Raw genomic sequence first — 17238 nt, 5'->3', positions numbered from 1 at the left:
GATTAGGCTCCTGACGCCAGTTGGGTGTGGAGGTAGGCTGCGCCAAGCAAGCACGCGTCATGATCGCCTTGGGCCGCGACAAGTTCGACTTGGAAAAACGGTGGCTTGGTCGTGAGGTGCTGTTTCACCCGCTCAAGGTATCCCGCCGCTAAGCCGATCCCCCCGCCTAGTACGATCACCTCCAAATCCAGGGTGGCTTTTAAATTTGCGCACAAGGTGGCGACGGCCCGGGCACTGTTCTGAATGATGGCCTCGGCCTGTGTATGTTCCGGTGCCATGTCGAACAACTCCGGATTGCTGACAGACGGAGAAATGAGTTTCCGTGCCAGCGTTTGAATTGCGGTTCCCGAGGCCGTTGCTTCGACGCAACCGGTTTGGCCACAGCCGCATGGGGGGCCAAACCGGTCGATCACCGTATGACCAATGTGGCCGGCGAAATTCTGTGCTCCGGTATGCAGGTTGCCGTCAATCACCAATCCGCCGCCAATGCCGGTTGATACCGTCAGGTAGGCCATATTGCGATATTTCCCGTCCAGACGTTGATACTCATACCATGCGGCGGCTTGAGCGTCGTTCAGCATTCTGACGGGCAGTTGGGTTTGCGATTGTAGGGCGGTTTGGAGTGGGAACGGTGCCGGGAATGCCAGGGTGACTGGATTGATGGCGGTAATCCCGGCCTCGGTGACTACCCCTGTGGTGGACACACCGATACAGTCTGCCTGTGCCAGCCAGGGGCGACATGCTTGAAGGATCTCGTCGGCGAACGCATCTGCTGCGGTGACCACGGGTGTCGGGATCTGTTTGCGTTCGGTTAATACGCCAGCCTGGAGCAAGCCCAGAGCGACTTTGGTCCCGCCGATGTCAATTGCCAATACGTTCATGAACGCGCTCCTGCGGTTTGGGTTGCCTGGTTGAACCAATGGGTCACGACTTCCAGCCGGGTAAGGGCTGAACCGACTGTGACAGCCACTGCGCCGCACTCAATGGCTTTGGCTGCCAGTTCCGGTGTATTGAAGCGGCCTTCTGCCATAGTAAAGAAACCTTGGGCAGCGAATTGGCGGATCAGTTCAAAGTCTGGTTCAGTTGGCTCTGGGCCGCCAACATAGCCGGACAGGGTTGAACCGATGATCTCAACGCCCTGTTGGTGGGCCCAGAGGCCGTCGTCAAAACAGGAACAATCGGCCATGGCCAGACAGCGGGTTTCGGCAATAGCACCGGCAATCATCTCACGGGATGCCGGGCGGGGGCGATCGGTGGCATCAAACGCAATGATACTTGCGCCGGCTTGCTCTAAATCGAAGACATCTTTAAGAAAAGGGGTGATCCGAACCGGGCTGTCCGGCAGGTCGCGTTTGACAATACCGATCACCGGGATGCGAACTTTCGCAGTGACCGCAGTAACATTGCTGATCCCTTCAATACGAAGCGCTTGAGTCCCCGCTTGCTCAGCGGCTTGGGCCATCGCAACAATAAAGTCGGTTCTTTCCAACGGGCTACCGGTAATCGGCTGAATAGAGACCACGGTCTGGCCATTCAATTTTCTTTTGAGTTCACTGAGCTGGTTCACTTTGGTGTTCATACTGCGCCTCTTCTACCGCTGTGATGGTCACGGAGCTGCCAACTTGGGCCACAGCCAATCGCAAAATCGGCTCTATGCTTGAGAAGGTGGCGATTGGCTGCCCGTGATCACATTTTGTAAAAACTTGGTTTGAAAATAATCTCCGCCATAATAATAATTCATCAAGAATATTTTTTTCAAACCAAATAAAAATTTTTTTTATCGTATAACTCAGGTGTAGAACAGAAAGGAAATCATATGAAAGGTATCAATAAACTGACGTTGGTAATGCTCTCGCTGGGGGTAACGGTCTCAGCGCAAGCAGCGACCACGCTGAAAATGGGTATGCAGGCTGCCGTTGGCTCAGTAGAGTACAACTCGGCCAAAATGTTAGCAGATACCGTTGATCAAATGAGCCACGGTGAATTGAAAATTGCTCTCTACCCGAGTGCGCAACTCGGGGATGATCGTGCCATGATGCAGCAACTGACCTATGGTGACCTGGACCTGACCTATGCCGAGTTCGGTCGGATTGGCCTGTGGATCCCGCGGGCTGAGGCCGTCGCCCTCCCTTATGTTGCAAAAGATTATGCCCATATTCGCCGTATGTTTGATTCCGAATTCGGCCAGGAGGTCCGTGAAGAAATGCTGGCCAAGTTCAACTGGCGAGCGCTGGATACCTGGTACAACGGAACCCGTCAAACAACCTCAAATCGTGCCCTGAAATCGATCCAGGATTTTCAGGGGCTGAAACTGAGGGTGCCGAACGCCAAACCCAATCTGAACTTTGCGAAACTCTCCGGTGCTTCTCCGACACCGATGGCCTTCTCGGAAGTATACCTTGCGCTGCAGACCAATGCGGTGGACGGCCAGGAAAACCCACTGCCAACGATTAAAGCGATGAAGTTTTATGAAGTGCAGGACAACCTGGCGATGACCAACCATATTGTCAATGATCAAATGGTGCTGGTTTCGGAAACTTCGTGGCAAAAGCTGTCTGAGAAACAGCAGCAACTGATCCGGGATGCTGTGGAGAAGACTGGTGCAGCCCATACGGCGACAGTGAAAGCGCAAGAGGAAGAGCTGGTGTCTTTCTTCGAATCACAGGGAGTGAATGTGACTTACCCGGAACTGACACCGTTCCGCCAGGCGATGGAGCCGTTGTATCGCGAGTTTGATAAGAAGATTGGCGAACCGCTGATCCACAAACTGGCCAATATGTAATGAATGCTTGGCTGGCTGGAAACAGCCAGCCCTGGAGCGAAACATGCGACGTAAATTGATAAATAACATTGAAGAAATCATCACGGTGCCGTTGATGATTCTATTGCTGGTGGTCCTGACCTGGCAGATCGTGACGCGCTGGTTGTTTAATGCTCCTTCCCTTTGGAGCGAAGAGCTTGCCCGGGTGCTTTTTATGTACATGTCGCTGATTGGCTGCGCCATTGCTATCAAGCGTAATTCACATGTAAACATCACCTATTTCTCCGATAAATTACCGGAAAAGTTGCGCCTGATTTTGGCATTGGCACTGGAGACGGCGGTGCTGATTTCGATCTTCGCCATTATTTATCTCGGCTACCAACATGTCCAGCGCAATGCGTTCTTTGAACTCATTACCTTGGGTGTTTCTAGTCAGTGGATGAATTACAGCTTGCCGCTCGGCGGCTTGTTTATGGTCTTTCGTCAGCTGCAGAAGATGCTGGCCCTGGTTGTGAAATATCGTCGCGCAGGGAATGCAGTGATGTCCCAGCGATCCAAAGAAATTCACCGGTAGGAAAATGTTATGACAGGTTCAATATTTGGCTGGCTGGCACTGCTGTTTGCAGGGATGCCGGTCGGTTTTTCGCTGATTTTTGTGGCGCTGGTTTTTCTGGTGCTGACCCAAAGCACCGGGATTAACTTTGCCGCCCAACAGATGCTGGGTGGGATTAACAACTTTACCCTGCTGGCCGTTCCGTTCTTTGTACTGACCGGCCACTTGATGAATAGTGCCGGGATCACCGAGCGTATTTTCGATTTTGCCAAAGCCATGGTCGGCCATATTACCGGCAGCCTGGGTCATGTGAATATTATGGCCAGCCTGCTGTTTTCCGGCATGTCAGGCTCAGCACTTGCGGACGCGGGCGGCTTGGGCCAGCTTGAAATCAAGTCGATGCGCGATGCCAAGTACGATGATGATTTTGCCGGTGGTTTGACGGCGGCTTCCTGTATTATCGGCCCGCTGGTACCGCCGTCGATCCCCCTGGTGATCTACGGTGTGGTATCGAATACCTCGATTGGCGCCTTGTTCCTGGCCGGTGCCATTCCCGGATTGCTGTGCTGCGCCGCGCTGATGGTGATGAGCTACGTGATTTGTAAAAAACGCGGTTACATCACCTTGCCACGGGCATCCCGTCGGGAGCAGTTGAAACGTTTTAAAGAAGCATTTCTGTCCCTGCTGACCCCGGTCATCATTATTGGCGGGATCTTCTCGGGGAAATTTACCCCGACCGAAGCGGCAGTTGTGTCATCGCTGTATGCTTTATTTCTCGGGGTGGTGGTTTATAAGCAGCTGACTTGGAAAGGTTTTCTTAATATTTTGCAAGAAACGGTCAATACCACGGCTGTGGTTGCGCTGATGGTGGTGGGGGTGACCGTATTTGGGTGGATCGTTGCCCGTGAGCAATTGCCACAAATGCTGGCCAGTTACTTCCTGACCATCAGTGATAATCCGCTGATCTTGTTGTTGCTGATCAACTTGCTGTTGCTGTTTCTCGGCACGTTTATCGAGTCGCTGGCCTTACTGCTGTTGTTGGTGCCCTTCCTGGTGCCGGTTGCCTCGGCGGTGGGGATTGATCCGGTTCACTTTGGGGTGATGGCCATCCTGAATCTGATGATCGGGATTCTGACCCCACCCATGGGGATGGCATTGTATGTCGTTTCCCGGGTGGGGGATATTCCGTTCCATACTTTGACTCGAGGTGTTGTTCCGCTGTTGGTGCCGTTGTTTATTGTGCTCGCTTTGGTCGCGATCTTTCCGCAGTTCACCCTGTTTCTGCCCGAGTTGCTGCTGGATTACGGACAATAACTGATAACCGCCAAATGCGGCTTTATTTGGTACGAAATTGAAGATGAAAGGTACTTTGAGATGAAAAAATTAACCGGACTGATTGCTGCGCCGCACACGCCGTTTGATGCGAACAATCAAGTCAGTTTTTCGGCAATTGATGAGATTGCACAACTGCTGATTGAACAGGGCGTGCAAGGCGCGTACGTATGCGGGACAACCGGGGAAGGCATTCACTGCTCGGTTGCAGAACGTAAAGTCATTGCCGAACGCTGGGTGAAGGCTGTTGACGGAAAACTGGATATTATTTTGCATACCGGTTCCTTGAGTATCGTCGATACGTTGGAGCTGACGCGCCACGCAGAAACTCTGGATATTCTTGCCACTTCTGCCATTGGTCCATGTTTCTTCAAACCGGGCAGTGTTGCTGATTTGGTCGACTATTGCGCGAAAATTGCCGCCGCTGCACCATCAAAGGGCTTCTACTATTACCACTCGGGCATGTCCGGGGTGAACCTGGATCTTGAGCAGTTCCTGATCCAGGGGTACGAGCGAATCCCGAATTTGTCGGGCGCGAAGTTCAATCATGTTGATCTGTATGAATATCAACGTTGTATGCGGGTCGCCGGCGGGAAATTTGACATGCCGTTCGGGGTGGATGAGTTTTTCCCTGCCGGACTGGCAGTGGGGGCCGTCGGCGCAGTGGGGAGTACTTATAACTATGCGGCGCCGCTCTACCTGGAAATGATCGATGCGTTTCATCAGGGTCAGCACGAGAAGGTGGCACAGTTAATGGACAAAGTGATCGCTATCGTCCGTATCTTGGTGGAATACGGTGGTGTTGCAGCCGGGAAAGCGGCCATGCAACTTCATGGCATTGATGCCGGGGATCCTCGGTTGCCAATTCGTTCGCTTACTGCAGCGCAAAAAGCCGATGTGGTGGCGAAAATGCGTGATATTGGCTTTCTCTCTGCATAACTGAAAACAAAAGGGGCGTAAGCCCCTTCTATTTTGTTACAGAAATAATCGATGAAGCTGTAGGCTTATGGTGTCAATAGACCCGTGTCTTTGATACTTTTACAGCAGTAGAAAAATATCCAAAGAGGCTTTTGTGAGTTCACCTAAGAATCTATTAGTTCGGTTACGTTCCAACATAGAGCCGTTGAGTAAAAAGCTCAGAGTGGTTGCTGACTATATCTTGGAAAATGCTCACGATGTTCAATATCAGACGATTACTGATTTAGCCCGTAAGACACAGACTAGCGAAGCGACTGTGGTGCGTTTATGCCGGGATATGGGTTATAAAGGCTATTCAGATTTTCGGATGGCATTGGCTGTAGAGTTGAGTCAGACCGCCAGTCAACCCCAGGCAAGTGAAGGGGATATTTGTGATGTCTCCGCGCAGGGTGCAGTGGCGAGTTTGCAGGATACTGCCAAACTCATCGACCGTAAGTCTCTTCTGCGTATCTGTGAATTAGTGCATCAGGCGCAGTTCATCAGCTGTGTCGGCGTCGGTGCATCCAGTATTGTCGGCCGCTATTTAACGTATCGCCTGCTGCGGATTGGGAAAAAAGTCACCATGTATGAAGACACCCATTTAGCAGCCATGAATGCGGTCCGGTGCTCAACTGGGGATCTGTGGTTTTCGGCGTCCAGCTCAGGGTCAACCAAAGAGGTTGTCTATGCGGCCAGCCAAGCGTATGCCCGTGGTATTCCAGTCGTATCTCTCACCAATGTCAGCCACAGCCCTTTGACGGTAGTGTCGACCGAAATGCTGGTCGCTGCGCGGCCGGAAGGTCCGCTCTCCGGTGGTGCATTTGCTTCGAAAGTTGGTGCCCTGTTGTTGGTGGATGTACTGATTAATACGTTACTCGACATTTATCCCGAATACTCAGAATCCGTCGTCGATACCGCGGAAGTGGTGATGCCATTATTGAATGGCTGACGCTCTCTGACGGATGATCAATTACTTTTGATAAGGCTCGTTTAGGATGGGCTTTTTTTACTAAAGAATAAAAATCATTATCATTGACATTTTTATCAAATATATAATTCTTCACTGATCAATCATTGGACTGGTTTTAACCCGTAGCAATGGCGGCTCGGCCATTCATGATAAGGAAATCAGAACAATGGATAAAAAATCTAAACTCATCACAATACATTTGCTTGCGCAGATTCGACAGATACAGCGCATCCCACCCTCAGGTCCTGATGGGCGGATATTACTTTGATGGCCGTATTGGCCAATGGTAGCAACTGGACACTGTTATCCCGATTGGTTAATTGAGAGTCTTCGGATGTGAGATTCAGCCGGGCCACCTGGTATTTGTTAGCCAATTGTGATGCAGGGCTGATTCACGATGCTCATACCGTCACTTTAATTGACGGTGAAACGAAGCCGAGTCTCAGAAGTACGCAAATAAAACAGTTTATTTTCGATTTACGCGATGAAATTTCCTGTCAGCTCAGCCCGTCCATCATCTGGTGCTGCGTATGGCATCAATATTACTACAGAAGATGGCATGATATTGATAGGCGGTAAAAACTCACAAGAGAGCCGCTCACAAATGGTTATTTATTGGATTGGCTGATCCATCCGTTCTTCTCTAACACAGACAGTCAACTTTTGATCAATCAATGTCGAAATTGAGCACTCTGTGTAGCGTATTTCCCCAATCAAGCCGCGGGGTGCTCCCCAAGTCCTAGCTTGGGCCCGTCCGCGGTGAATGAATACTGACCATGCCCGATAGAGAAAGCTTTCTGCACCGGTAGTAGCCACACAAAGTTTTATAGCAGCAGTGCCTAATGAGATTGGTAGCATATCGTATCAATCTGTATTCTTTAGCCATTGTGAGCAGAAAGTGGGGACAGAAAGAGCTGTGCTAACGATTCCTCAAGAGAGATAATGTCATCGGCTTCATGATTGATGTTACTGGTTTCTTTTACAATATCGATGAAAACTCAATGAACTATGTGATAGCGACATCAACAGGGGGAGCGCGAAAGTTCCTGTTTGCGAACATTGTTCGGGGTATTTATTAGCCTTGTATCACGCCGTAGCACCTCATAGGTTAAGATATTGAGGGCAGACGACTTCGGTCCTGTTCCGGTAGTATCATTAATCAGTATTTCACGAAGGCGACACAATGAATCACACGAAAGATGTTCTGGCGAGTATTCGAAGCGTCAGAAACAGCCTCACTGTATCATCACAGCGGATTGCAGATTTCATTCTGGAACATCCCGAACAAATAGCCAACCTATCCACCTCTGAGCTTGCCAGCAGTTGTGCTGTCGGAGAAGCAAGCCTGATCCGTTTTTGTAAGAAGATGGGCTTCTCTGGCTATCAGGAGTTCAAAATGTTGTTGGCGGTCTCGCTGGTGAAAAACGAGACCCCACAACCAGGCTTATTGTCGAGCGAGATCGATCTGACGGACGGGATGGATATCGTTGCTGAAAAACTTCAGTTAGTGCTGCAGCATGTACTATCAGAAACGCGGGCACTCCTGGATTTTGATATTCTGCGGGAGGTTGCGAATAGCATCGCCTATTCAGCGTCGACAACATTCTTTGGTGTCGGCTCTTCCGGTGTGACCGCGGAAGAGGCCAAAAATAAGCTGATGCGGATCGGGCTGAATGTTGATGCAATCGCTAACAATCACTTCATGTACATGAAGGCTTCCTTGCTTGGTGAAAAGGACGTTGTAGTTGCCATTTCACATTCAGGGGAGTCTCCTGAAACGATTAAGGCCTTGCGGATTGCCAAAGAAGCGGGCGCATTCACCGTTGCCCTGACACATAATTCACAATCGACGATTTGTCGGTATGCCGACAAAGTGTTGCTCAACGGTAACCGGGAAAACTGGTTACAGGGGGATTCCATCGGGACTAAGGTCGCACAAGTCTTTGTCCTTGACCTCCTCTATACCGAGCTGGTTCGCGCTGATCTCGACACGGCTAAACGCAATAAGCTGAAAACTACGCAGTCCATCATGTAAAATACCATGCATATGTGATCCATATTTTTGTGATTCATCTCATGAATTGATGCATTCATGATAGATGATCACGCTTGTTGGTGAAACTATACTCCATATGTTGTCAATTAATGGAGTTTAACTTCCTATGTCAGGTTCTACCTTCTTTGAAGCTGCACAGAAATTCGGTAAGTCATTTATGCTGCCGATAGCAGTACTACCCGCTGCCGGCCTGTTACTGGGGATTGGCGGTGCTTTATCAAACCCAAACACTCTGGTCGCGTACCCGTTTTTGGATGTTGCATTCTTGCAAGCCATCTTCACCATTATGACCGCTGCCGGTGCTATCGTATTTGGTAACTTACCCGTACTGTTCGCCGTGGGGGTCGCAGTCGGGTTGGCCAGAAGTGATAAAGGGACGGCCGGGCTGGCAGCACTGCTGGCTTACCTGGTGATGAACGCCACGATCGGCTCCATGCTGTCGCTTCAAGGCAGCCTGGCTACGGGCAACCTCGGCGCTGTTGGCCAGGGGATGATCCTGGGGATTCAAACCCTCGATACCGGCGTGTTTGGCGGGGTGATCGTCGGGATCATGGCGAGCTTTCTGCATACACGATACAGCAACATCGAGCTCCCTAAATTCCTCGGATTCTTTGGCGGATCACGCTTTGTGCCGATTGTTTCAGCCTTCTCTGCGATCATCCTCGGTGCCGTCATGTACCTGATCTGGCCGAAGATTCAAGCTGGTATCTTCGGCATGGGCGGCTTAATCGAAACCACAGGTTATATCGGTACATTACTCTACGGCTTTATTCTGCGGATGTTGGGGCTATTTGGGCTTCACCATATTTTCTACCTTCCTTTCTGGACCACGGCCCTGGGCGGGACTGAAGTCGTCAACGGGGTATTGGTCGAAGGAACACAGCGTATCTTTTTCGCCCAGCTCGCTGATCCGTCTGTGCAGCAATACTTCGTCGGTACTTCTCGTTTCATGTCGGGTCGGTTTATCACCATGATGTTCGGCCTCATGGGCGCGGCACTGGCGATTTACCACTGCGCCAAACCTGAACACAAAGCCAGAGTCAGCGGTTTGATGCTCTCCGCAGCGCTGACTTCGTTCCTGACCGGTATTACGGAGCCGCTGGAGTTTTCTTTCTTATTCGTCGCGCCGGCCCTGTACGTGATCCATGCGGTCTTTGATGGCTTCGCATTTATGTTTGCTCACATGTTTGAAATCACCATAGGCCAGACCTTCTCGGGTGGTTTCATTGACTTCGTTCTGTTCGGGATCCTGCAAGGGCAGGCCAAAACCAACTGGATGATCGTGCCGGTGATTGGTGTCGCCTGGTTTTTCCTGTATTACTTCACGTTCCGGTTTGTGATCACCAAATTTAATCTCAAAACCCTGGGACGCGAAGATGAGTCACAAGTTGAGGCCAGCAACGCTTCCGGTACTGAGCGCGCAGGGGCAATTGTGAAACACCTGGGTGATGCCGCGAACATTAAAGATGTGGATTGCTGTGCAACCCGCCTGCGCTTGACTCTGAATGATGCAACCAAAATTGATGAAAACGGCTTAAAAACAACCGGCGCGATTGCCGTGGTTGTAAAAGGAAATGGGGTGCAAGTCATCTACGGCCCGCACGTGACCATCGTTAAGAATGAACTGGAAGAGTATTTGAGTCTATGAGTGACTTCTTTACGAACACCAAAGGCGGCCTGATTGTATCCTGCCAGGCACTTGAACATGAGCCGCTGCACAGTGACTTTATTATGGGACGGATGGCCCTGGCAGCGATGCAGGGCGGTGCCTGTGGTATTCGGGCAAACTCTGTGGAAGATATTACAGAAATCCAACAAACTGTAAGCCTGCCTGTCATTGGCATTATCAAACGTGACTACCCCGGTTCAGAGGTGTTTATCACAGCAACCATGAAGGAAGTTGATGAACTGATGCAGGCCCGCCCGGAGATGATCGCGATGGATGCGACGCACAGAGCCCGGCCCGAAAATGGGCACCTGGCAGCGTTCGTGGCATTGGTTCGGGAAAAGTACCCTGATGTTCTGCTGATGGCTGATATTGCAACGGTCGATGAGGCGGTTGAGGCTGAGCGGCTAGGGTTTGACTGTGTTTCATCCACCCTGCACGGGTATACCGGAAATACACAAGGTAATAAGGTCTTTTCACATGATTTTCAGTTCCTGAAAGCATTGCTAGAAATGGTGACGGTGCCGGTGATTGCCGAAGGGAATGTAGAAACTCCGGAAATGGCTAAACGCTGCCTGGCACTTGGTTGTCATGCAGTGGTAGTCGGCGGCGCCATCACCCGGCCGAAACAAATCACCGAGCGATTTGTCGCCGCAATACAGTGATATAATTCCCCATTAAGATCAAAGGCCCATCTTTTGAGGTGGCCTTTTTATTTTGATCTTCCCCAGAAGCATCGTCTCCAGCTGGTAATAAGTTTTAAATCGAACCGCCACCGAACTTCAGAATTATTCATGCCTCCCCTGTTTTTGGCGGGATTAAATCTTAATGCGTTCACCACATTCCTGACAGCGATGGACTTCTTTATAAATCATTCGTTGCCAAACAGTCCGTTTGATTCGCTGTAAGCGTTTATGATGACACTGCATAGCTTGTCCCCTTTGTTCTTTTGGTTATGGCCGTGATTTAACGGGGACGTTCCTGCCCCGTTTTCTTGTTGATATTTATATTATTTTGGCCGGGGTGAATGCTACGTGAATGAAAATGACAGTTTCACATTGAGTAAGTAAACATCTTGGTTGCATATGTTGTTGATTGCTTATCAATCGGTCGTTAATCTTTCATTCGGGTGATAAATCCCCGTTTGTTGTTTATTCCTTGATTATTTAACACTATATTAACCTTCTGTGGTGTAACAACGGACTGACTGCCCATGACATTTTCTATTGCCCGAAAACTCAGGATGAGTTTTTTGCTGATCATCGCACTGTTTATCGGCGCTGCCGTGATCCTCTATCAACAAAGCGGTCAGGTGGAGCAGAGCGCCCGCTCATTGCTTCATAATGATTTGCCAACCGTCGAAGTCAGCCGCTCGTTGCAGCAATCGGCCCAATCCTCATTATTAACGCTGCGGGCGTATATGTTGCTTGATGGTGCCGGGGAGAAAGCGCAAGCCTTAACCCAGCAGCTCAACGGGATCTTTGCCCAGGTTGATCAACAGTTGGAGGCTCTGAAGCTGCACGTGAGCGATGCTCAGTATCAGCAGCTCAAGACAGTCTGGCTCAAGCTGAAGGCCAGTGAGCAGGCGATTATTGCGATCAGCCACAGTGAAGAGAATTTACCGGCACATGCCCTGATGCAAAACGAAGCGGCGCCGATCGCGGAAGTGGCTTTGGATCAGTTGCAAAGCCTGATCAATGAAGAAGTGACTAATCCTGACGGCGGGGAGCGGAAGCGACTGATGAAACTCTATGCCGATAGTTACACGTCGCTCTCGAATGCGCTGGGTGTGTTGCGTGATTATCTGTTTGATGGTGCCGCCGAGCGTTTGGATAAGTATCAGGACTGGATGGCACGCCATGCGCAGGCGGTTGCCGAAATTCAACGTAAGCAGAGTAGTTTAAGCAGCAGCGATCAGGGGCTGTGGCAACTGTTTGAAGAGATGCAGCAGCTATATCTGCCGCTGGCAAAGCAGGTGATTTCCCTGCGTCAGTCGCCGGAATGGAACCAGGCAAATTTTATGATGGCGCAGCAAACCGCGCCGGCGGCGAGTGAGCTGGCGGAGATCCTCGATGGTGTGGTGTCGGCCCGACAGGCGCAAGCTCAGCTCAATGGCCGGGCGGTGAGCGACAACGTAACCCAGATGATGATGACACTGATTACGGTGGTGCTGGTAGCAGCCGCGTTCGCCTTGCTGGTGGCGACCTGGCTGGGACGTCATATTGGCTCGCGCCTGGCACGGGTGGTGAAACGCGCTGATGAGATCTCTCACGGGGATTTTTCCGGGCAGCCGCTGAGCGGGGAAGGCCGGGATGAAATTGCAGCGCTGGTGACGACGGTGAACCGGATGACGGCGTCTTTGTCGTCCCTGGTGACCGGAGTGAGCGAGAAAGCGGCGGTGGTCGACACCGGTATGGATCAACTGCTGATCAATAACAGCGGAACCGCCAGCGAGAGCGTGAAGCAGGCGGAAAAGGTCAGTTCGATGGCGGCAGCGATTGAAGAGATGTCGGTGACGGCCGATGAAACGGCCCGACATACGCAATCGGCTGCAAATGATTTGCAACAAGCCGTGTCATTGCTCACCGACGGCGAGCAGGCGTTGGGTCAAAACCAGCAGACCGTGACAGAGCTCAATACCCTGATCGGCCAGGCCAGCAGTATGGTGGAGAACCTCAGCGCGGAAAGTGATCGGATTGAGCGGGTGACGGAAGTGATTGAAAACCTTGCGGCGCAGACCAATCTGTTGGCGCTGAATGCGGCGATTGAAGCGGCCCGGGCCGGTGAGCAGGGACGTGGATTTGCGGTGGTGGCTGATGAAGTGCGGCTGCTGGCCCAGCGCACGACCGATTCCACCACCGAAATTAATGCCATTGTTCAGGCGATTCAGGGCTCGACCCGCCAGGTGGTGTCGGTGATCGACCACAGCCAGACCCTGGTGGGGACCGGCACCGAGCATACCGCGGCTGCTGGTGAGACGTTGCAGGCGACGATTCGTTCGATGGATGACGTGGCGGAGAAAGTGCGCAACATGGCCGTGGCCACCGAGCAGCAGTCGGAAGTGGCGGCGTCTCTGGCTGGCCTGGTGCATGAGCTGTCCGGCTCGGCAAGTGATGTCTCTGGCCATTGCGATGCTGCGCGCCAGCGCGCCGAAGCGATAAAAGCTCAGGTTGACGATCTGAATCAGGCTATGCAGAAGTTCGCGGTTTAGTCGCTCGGGATATCGAGAGCAGGCCGCCGGTACCCGGCGGCTCAACACAGCGGGTGCCGACCCATGCCTACCAGATGTGCTGCTTGGCCGATAGCTTTTCTTCCAGATACTCAATAAAGACCCGGAGTTTGGCCGGCATGAAGGCCCGTTCCGGGTAGACGGCATAAATGCCGTGCTCCGGTAAGGTGTAGTCTTCCAGAATGGGCACCAGGGTGCCGCAAGCCAGTTCCGGCTCGACCAGAAACAGCGGCATCTGCCCGATCCCGATATGTTCCAGCATCAACTGCTTTAGCACCTCGCTGTTGTTGACCTGAATATTTCCCTCCGGTTTGAACCGCTCAATGCCTTGCGGCCCCTCGAGCGTCCATTCGGTGCCGGCCCTGAAATAGGAATAGTACAGGCAATTATGCTGTTTGAGATCGGCCAGGCTGGCCGGTATCCCGTGTTGTGCCAGGTAGCCGGGCGAGGCACAGAGCACGCTGCGGCACGGGGAGAGCTTGCGGGCGACTAGGTTTGAATCAGAAAGCGCGCCGATCCGCAGCACCATATCCAGCCCTTCTTCGTATATATCCACCACCCGATCATCGAGCGATAGAGTCAGCTTGATAGCCGGATAGCGCTGCAGAAACTCGCTGAGCAGCGGCGCGATATGGCGCTGGCCGAAAACCATCGGAATACTCACCTTCAGATGGCCTTTGGGGCTGCCTTGCAGGCTGCTGATCGCCGCTTCCCCATCCTGGATCAGGGCCTGCGCCCGGCACACATAGCTGTAATATTGTTCGCCGGCTTCGGTCAGGCTCAGTTTGCGGGTGGTTCGCTGAATGAGTTTGACGCCCAGGTGAGCCTCCAGGGCAGAAATCCGCTTGCTGACGGCTGACTTGTTGATCCCCAGTTTTCGCCCGGCCTCTGAGAAGCTGCCCAGTTCGACCACGGTGGTAAAGACCGGAATGGTGGTGTAGTTATCCATGCGTTTCGTTTTATTGTTTATTTTAGGGAAACAAAGAAATCCAAATATAGGTGATTATCAGGAAATAAGAAACCAACTATAGTGCCCGCCATGCAGTAAGGAAGGAAAATTCTGATGAAATCACATTCGGTATCTTTAGACCCCAAGCATCCCGGGGCCACTAGCCTGGTCTCTAATCATTCAGGCGTGCAGCACCCAAATGCGGATCGCCTCGGCCCGAAGAACGTGGTGCTGGCGCTGACCGGCGGGATCACCTTGGCTAGTATGATTGCGATTAACAGTTACCTTGCCACTTATAGCTCACCATTACTGGCATCCTGGTTGGCCCATGGCGTGGGTGTAGTCACCAGTCTGATCCTGGTGGTGGGCGCAAATTTATGGCACCGGACCAGGCTGGGTTTAACCATGGTTGCCGGCGTGCCGTTCTGGGCTTACTTAGGCGGGATCCCCGGTGCATTGACTGTGATCCTGGCGGCTGTCACAGTGAACAGCCCGCTGGGGCTCTCTGGCACCATCGCGCTGATCATGGCCGGACAAGTGCTGTTCGGGCTGTTTAGTGATGCCTTGGGCTGGTTTGGTTTGCCCAAGCGGGCAATCAAGCGTGGGGATGGTGCGGTGTTGTTGTTAATAGCCCTTGGAGGCGTGCTGATTTTATTCGGAGGCCATGGCCAATGATCACTTCCATTTTACTGGCTCTGATCAATGGTGGCTGTATCAGCATCTGCCGGATCATCAATGGCCGCTTGGGACAGGAAACCGGCGCGCTTAATGCCTCCCTGTGGAATCACCTGGTCGGTTTTGGTTTTCTCAGCCTGGTGGTCTGGTTGACGGCTTCGACATCCGGGTCGAGTGCGTCTGTTTCGGCAACGCTCGATGCGCCGCTCCTGGCCTGGAGCGGTGGGATCATCGGCGCTTTGTTTGTCGCCCTGAACAGCTATGTGCTGCCGCGGTTGGGCGCCTCGCTGACTGCACTACTGGTCATTGGGGGGCAGTTGTTGACCGGGGTGGGGCTGGACGCCTTGAGCCGTGGGATCAGTACCGTTCAGTTGCTTGGTGTTCTTTGTATTCTGGCTGCGGTCTGGCAGACCAAGCGGGGATGAACAGGTATTGTAAACTGACGAGCCATAAGTCAATGCCGTCGTTGCTGTCGTAGATATCGGCATTGGAGAAATGAAACAGCCGGAATGAAACACGCCAGCTCTGATGCTGAGCACCGATTCCGAGGCGGTCTTCAAATTGAAATTGGCCACCGAAGTTGAGATCGCCAATCGAGTGCTCGCTGAGATAGCTGGCCCCGATACCGGCTTCGATAAAGAGATAGCTGGTTGGGGAGGGGGTGTGAAAAACGTAGCTAAACACCGGAGAAAGTGCATAAACATTGTTGTTGCCATTCTTGTCGGTGTGACCATTTTTCCAGTGACTGTAGGATACATCCAAATAGCCGCTGAGAAAGCCAGTTTTACTGGGTATCCACTGGTGATCAAAGTGGCGCTGCAGGCTGATCCGGTAAACGTTGTCATGGTCAAAAGACTTCCCGGTACCGATCTCGATACTATTGAGCCATGTAGCGGCTGAAGATAGGCCGGGAGTTATGGAGACGGCGATAGCACAGAGATATGCCCGTAACATAAGCCCCTCAGCCGGAAATATTTGACTGATTAAGTATAACGCTTGGTTTCCCGGCCTTATTCTCAAGATTAAGCCTTGACGCAGAAGGTAAAGTTGATTTTTTGATGCCGCCGAATACTGGCCTGTGATGGCTGCATGTTAACTCATTTTTTCACTCGGAAAGTTGGCGGCCAGCTCGTTCAGAAACAGGCTGATTTTTTTCGGTAAGTGGGTACGTCCGGCATAAAAAGCATAGAGTGCCAGCTCAACCGGCGGGGCATCCAGCGCGAGCGGGATCAGCTCGCCGTCATCGAGCTCTTGTTGACATGCTGATGCGGGCAACAGGGCGAAACCGAGCCCGGCGAGGGCTGCGGCTTTCGCCATATGGCCGCTGTTGACCTTAAATCGGCTTTGAACCCTGAGGGCATGCGGCGTCGGCCCGCCGGTGTCAAATTGCCACGGGGACCCATTTGAGGCGGTCAGCGTGGTGATACAGGGAAGTTCGGCCAGCGCCTGAAGTGTTTCTGGCTTGCCGCAGGCTTGAATGAGTTCGGGCGACCCGACCACCACACTTGGCCATTCGGTCAGTTTTTTAGCGATCCAACCGCTGTCTGCCAGCTGGCCGCGATTGAAGGTGAGCACCAGATCAAAGCCGTCGAGTACTAAATCCTGCATCAGGTCGCGTCCGCTCAGGCTGGTCTCACAGTGAATATTGAGCGCCGGGTGGCGGCGGGCAAAGTTGGTCAGCAGCATGGCGAATTGAGGTGTGTCTGGCAGCAGGATCCGCAGTGTACCGCTGATCTGCTGCGTGTTCTGGCTGACATCTTCCAGCGCAGCATCCAGTGCGCTGAGCAGGGGGAAAGTGCGGGTATAGAGTTGCTCGCCGGCCTGGGTCAGTCGCATGTGTCGGGTCGTACGCTCAATCAGCCGGGTGCCCAGGTGCTTTTCCAGGCTGGCGATATACCGGCTGAGGTTGGAGCTCGGGATCTCAAGTTGTTCGGCCGCGGCCTTGAAGCTCCGGCACTCCGCGACGCGGTGGAAGCTCCGCAGCCAGCGGGGATCAAGCTCGCTCATCATCATTGTTCCTCATAACAGCTCCTTCTTATTATCCCTGAAAGTGAAATTATCATTCCCAATCTAACACCTTTATCCCACTT

At 52.3% G+C, this 17238-nt stretch carries 16 protein-coding genes; 11 read left to right on the top strand and 5 right to left on the bottom strand.

What is annotated here, in order from left to right:
- Positions 1-2: 2 nt before the first annotated feature.
- Together NNL38_RS18630 and NNL38_RS18625 are read right to left on the bottom strand one after the other, a co-directional pair.
- The gene (locus tag NNL38_RS18630) at positions 3-881 is read right to left on the bottom strand and encodes an N-acetylmannosamine kinase (RefSeq protein ID WP_255391936.1); all 879 of its coding nucleotides are present in this window, start codon (positions 879-881) and stop codon (positions 3-5) included.
- Positions 878-1579, bottom strand: a complete 702-nt coding sequence (locus NNL38_RS18625; RefSeq protein ID WP_255391935.1) for a putative N-acetylmannosamine-6-phosphate 2-epimerase — start codon at positions 1577-1579, stop codon at positions 878-880. The genes NNL38_RS18630 and NNL38_RS18625 overlap by 4 nt, the downstream gene beginning before the upstream one ends.
- 237 nt (positions 1580-1816) lie before the next feature.
- Here NNL38_RS18625 and NNL38_RS18620 point away from each other — a divergent pair, with 237 nt between their 5' ends.
- From NNL38_RS18620 to NNL38_RS18580, 9 genes are all read left to right on the top strand, one after another.
- Positions 1817-2782, top strand: coding sequence for a sialic acid TRAP transporter substrate-binding protein SiaP (locus NNL38_RS18620; RefSeq protein WP_255391934.1), 966 nt, complete (start codon positions 1817-1819; stop codon positions 2780-2782).
- A gap of 43 nt (positions 2783-2825) precedes the next feature.
- Complete coding sequence (locus NNL38_RS18615) at positions 2826-3335, top strand: TRAP transporter small permease (RefSeq protein WP_304414215.1); 510 nt, start codon at positions 2826-2828, stop codon at positions 3333-3335.
- A gap of 9 nt (positions 3336-3344) precedes the next feature.
- Complete coding sequence (locus NNL38_RS18610) at positions 3345-4628, top strand: TRAP transporter large permease (RefSeq protein ID WP_255391933.1); 1284 nt, start codon at positions 3345-3347, stop codon at positions 4626-4628.
- 60 nt (positions 4629-4688) lie between these two features.
- Positions 4689-5585 carry a dihydrodipicolinate synthase family protein gene (locus tag NNL38_RS18605; protein ID WP_255391932.1) on the top strand — a complete coding sequence of 299 codons (897 nt, stop codon included), beginning with the start codon at positions 4689-4691 and terminating at the stop codon, positions 5583-5585.
- A gap of 133 nt (positions 5586-5718) precedes the next feature.
- Positions 5719-6552 (top strand): MurR/RpiR family transcriptional regulator, encoded by an 834-nt coding sequence (locus NNL38_RS18600; RefSeq protein WP_255391931.1) that lies wholly within the window; start codon positions 5719-5721, stop codon positions 6550-6552.
- A gap of 1204 nt (positions 6553-7756) precedes the next feature.
- On the top strand, positions 7757-8608 hold the full coding sequence (locus tag NNL38_RS18595) for a MurR/RpiR family transcriptional regulator (RefSeq protein WP_255391930.1): 852 nt from the start codon (positions 7757-7759) through the stop codon (positions 8606-8608).
- Between the two features lie 127 nt (positions 8609-8735).
- On the top strand, positions 8736-10277 hold the full coding sequence (locus NNL38_RS18590; RefSeq protein ID WP_255391929.1) for a PTS transporter subunit EIIC: 1542 nt from the start codon (positions 8736-8738) through the stop codon (positions 10275-10277).
- Entirely contained in the window at positions 10274-10960 is a 687-nt protein-coding gene (locus tag NNL38_RS18585) for an N-acetylmannosamine-6-phosphate 2-epimerase (RefSeq protein ID WP_255391927.1), read from the top strand. The genes NNL38_RS18590 and NNL38_RS18585 overlap by 4 nt, the downstream gene beginning before the upstream one ends.
- Before the next feature lie 548 nt (positions 10961-11508).
- A complete protein-coding gene (locus NNL38_RS18580) occupies positions 11509-13506 on the top strand; it encodes a HAMP domain-containing methyl-accepting chemotaxis protein (protein WP_255391926.1) in 1998 nt (665 codons plus the stop codon).
- 67 nt (positions 13507-13573) lie between these two features.
- Here NNL38_RS18580 and NNL38_RS18575 read toward each other — a convergent pair whose 3' ends face one another.
- A complete protein-coding gene (locus tag NNL38_RS18575) occupies positions 13574-14473 on the bottom strand; it encodes a LysR family transcriptional regulator (protein ID WP_255391925.1) in 900 nt (299 codons plus the stop codon).
- Between the two features lie 114 nt (positions 14474-14587).
- Here NNL38_RS18575 and NNL38_RS18570 point away from each other — a divergent pair, with 114 nt between their 5' ends.
- Positions 14588-15148, top strand: a complete 561-nt coding sequence (locus NNL38_RS18570) for a DMT family transporter (RefSeq protein WP_255391924.1) — start codon at positions 14588-14590, stop codon at positions 15146-15148.
- Positions 15145-15573: a DMT family transporter gene (locus NNL38_RS18565; protein ID WP_255391923.1), complete on the top strand. Its 429-nt coding sequence runs from the start codon at positions 15145-15147 to the stop codon at positions 15571-15573. Before NNL38_RS18570 ends, NNL38_RS18565 begins: the two co-directional genes overlap by 4 nt.
- Here the strand turns inward: NNL38_RS18565 and NNL38_RS18560 are convergent.
- Both NNL38_RS18560 and NNL38_RS18555 read right to left on the bottom strand, forming a co-directional pair.
- The gene (locus NNL38_RS18560) at positions 15506-16102 is read right to left on the bottom strand and encodes an acyloxyacyl hydrolase (RefSeq protein ID WP_255391922.1); all 597 of its coding nucleotides are present in this window, start codon (positions 16100-16102) and stop codon (positions 15506-15508) included. The genes NNL38_RS18565 and NNL38_RS18560 overlap by 68 nt on opposite strands.
- A 138-nt stretch (positions 16103-16240) precedes the next feature.
- Entirely contained in the window at positions 16241-17158 is a 918-nt protein-coding gene (locus NNL38_RS18555; RefSeq protein WP_255391921.1) for a LysR family transcriptional regulator, read from the bottom strand.
- Positions 17159-17238 lie beyond the last annotated feature (80 nt).

Origin of the sequence: Photobacterium atrarenae, assembly GCF_024380015.1 — a bacterium.
Lineage (GTDB): Bacteria > Pseudomonadota > Gammaproteobacteria > Enterobacterales > Vibrionaceae > Photobacterium > Photobacterium atrarenae.
This window is presented reverse-complemented; position numbering and strand designations above follow the sequence as displayed.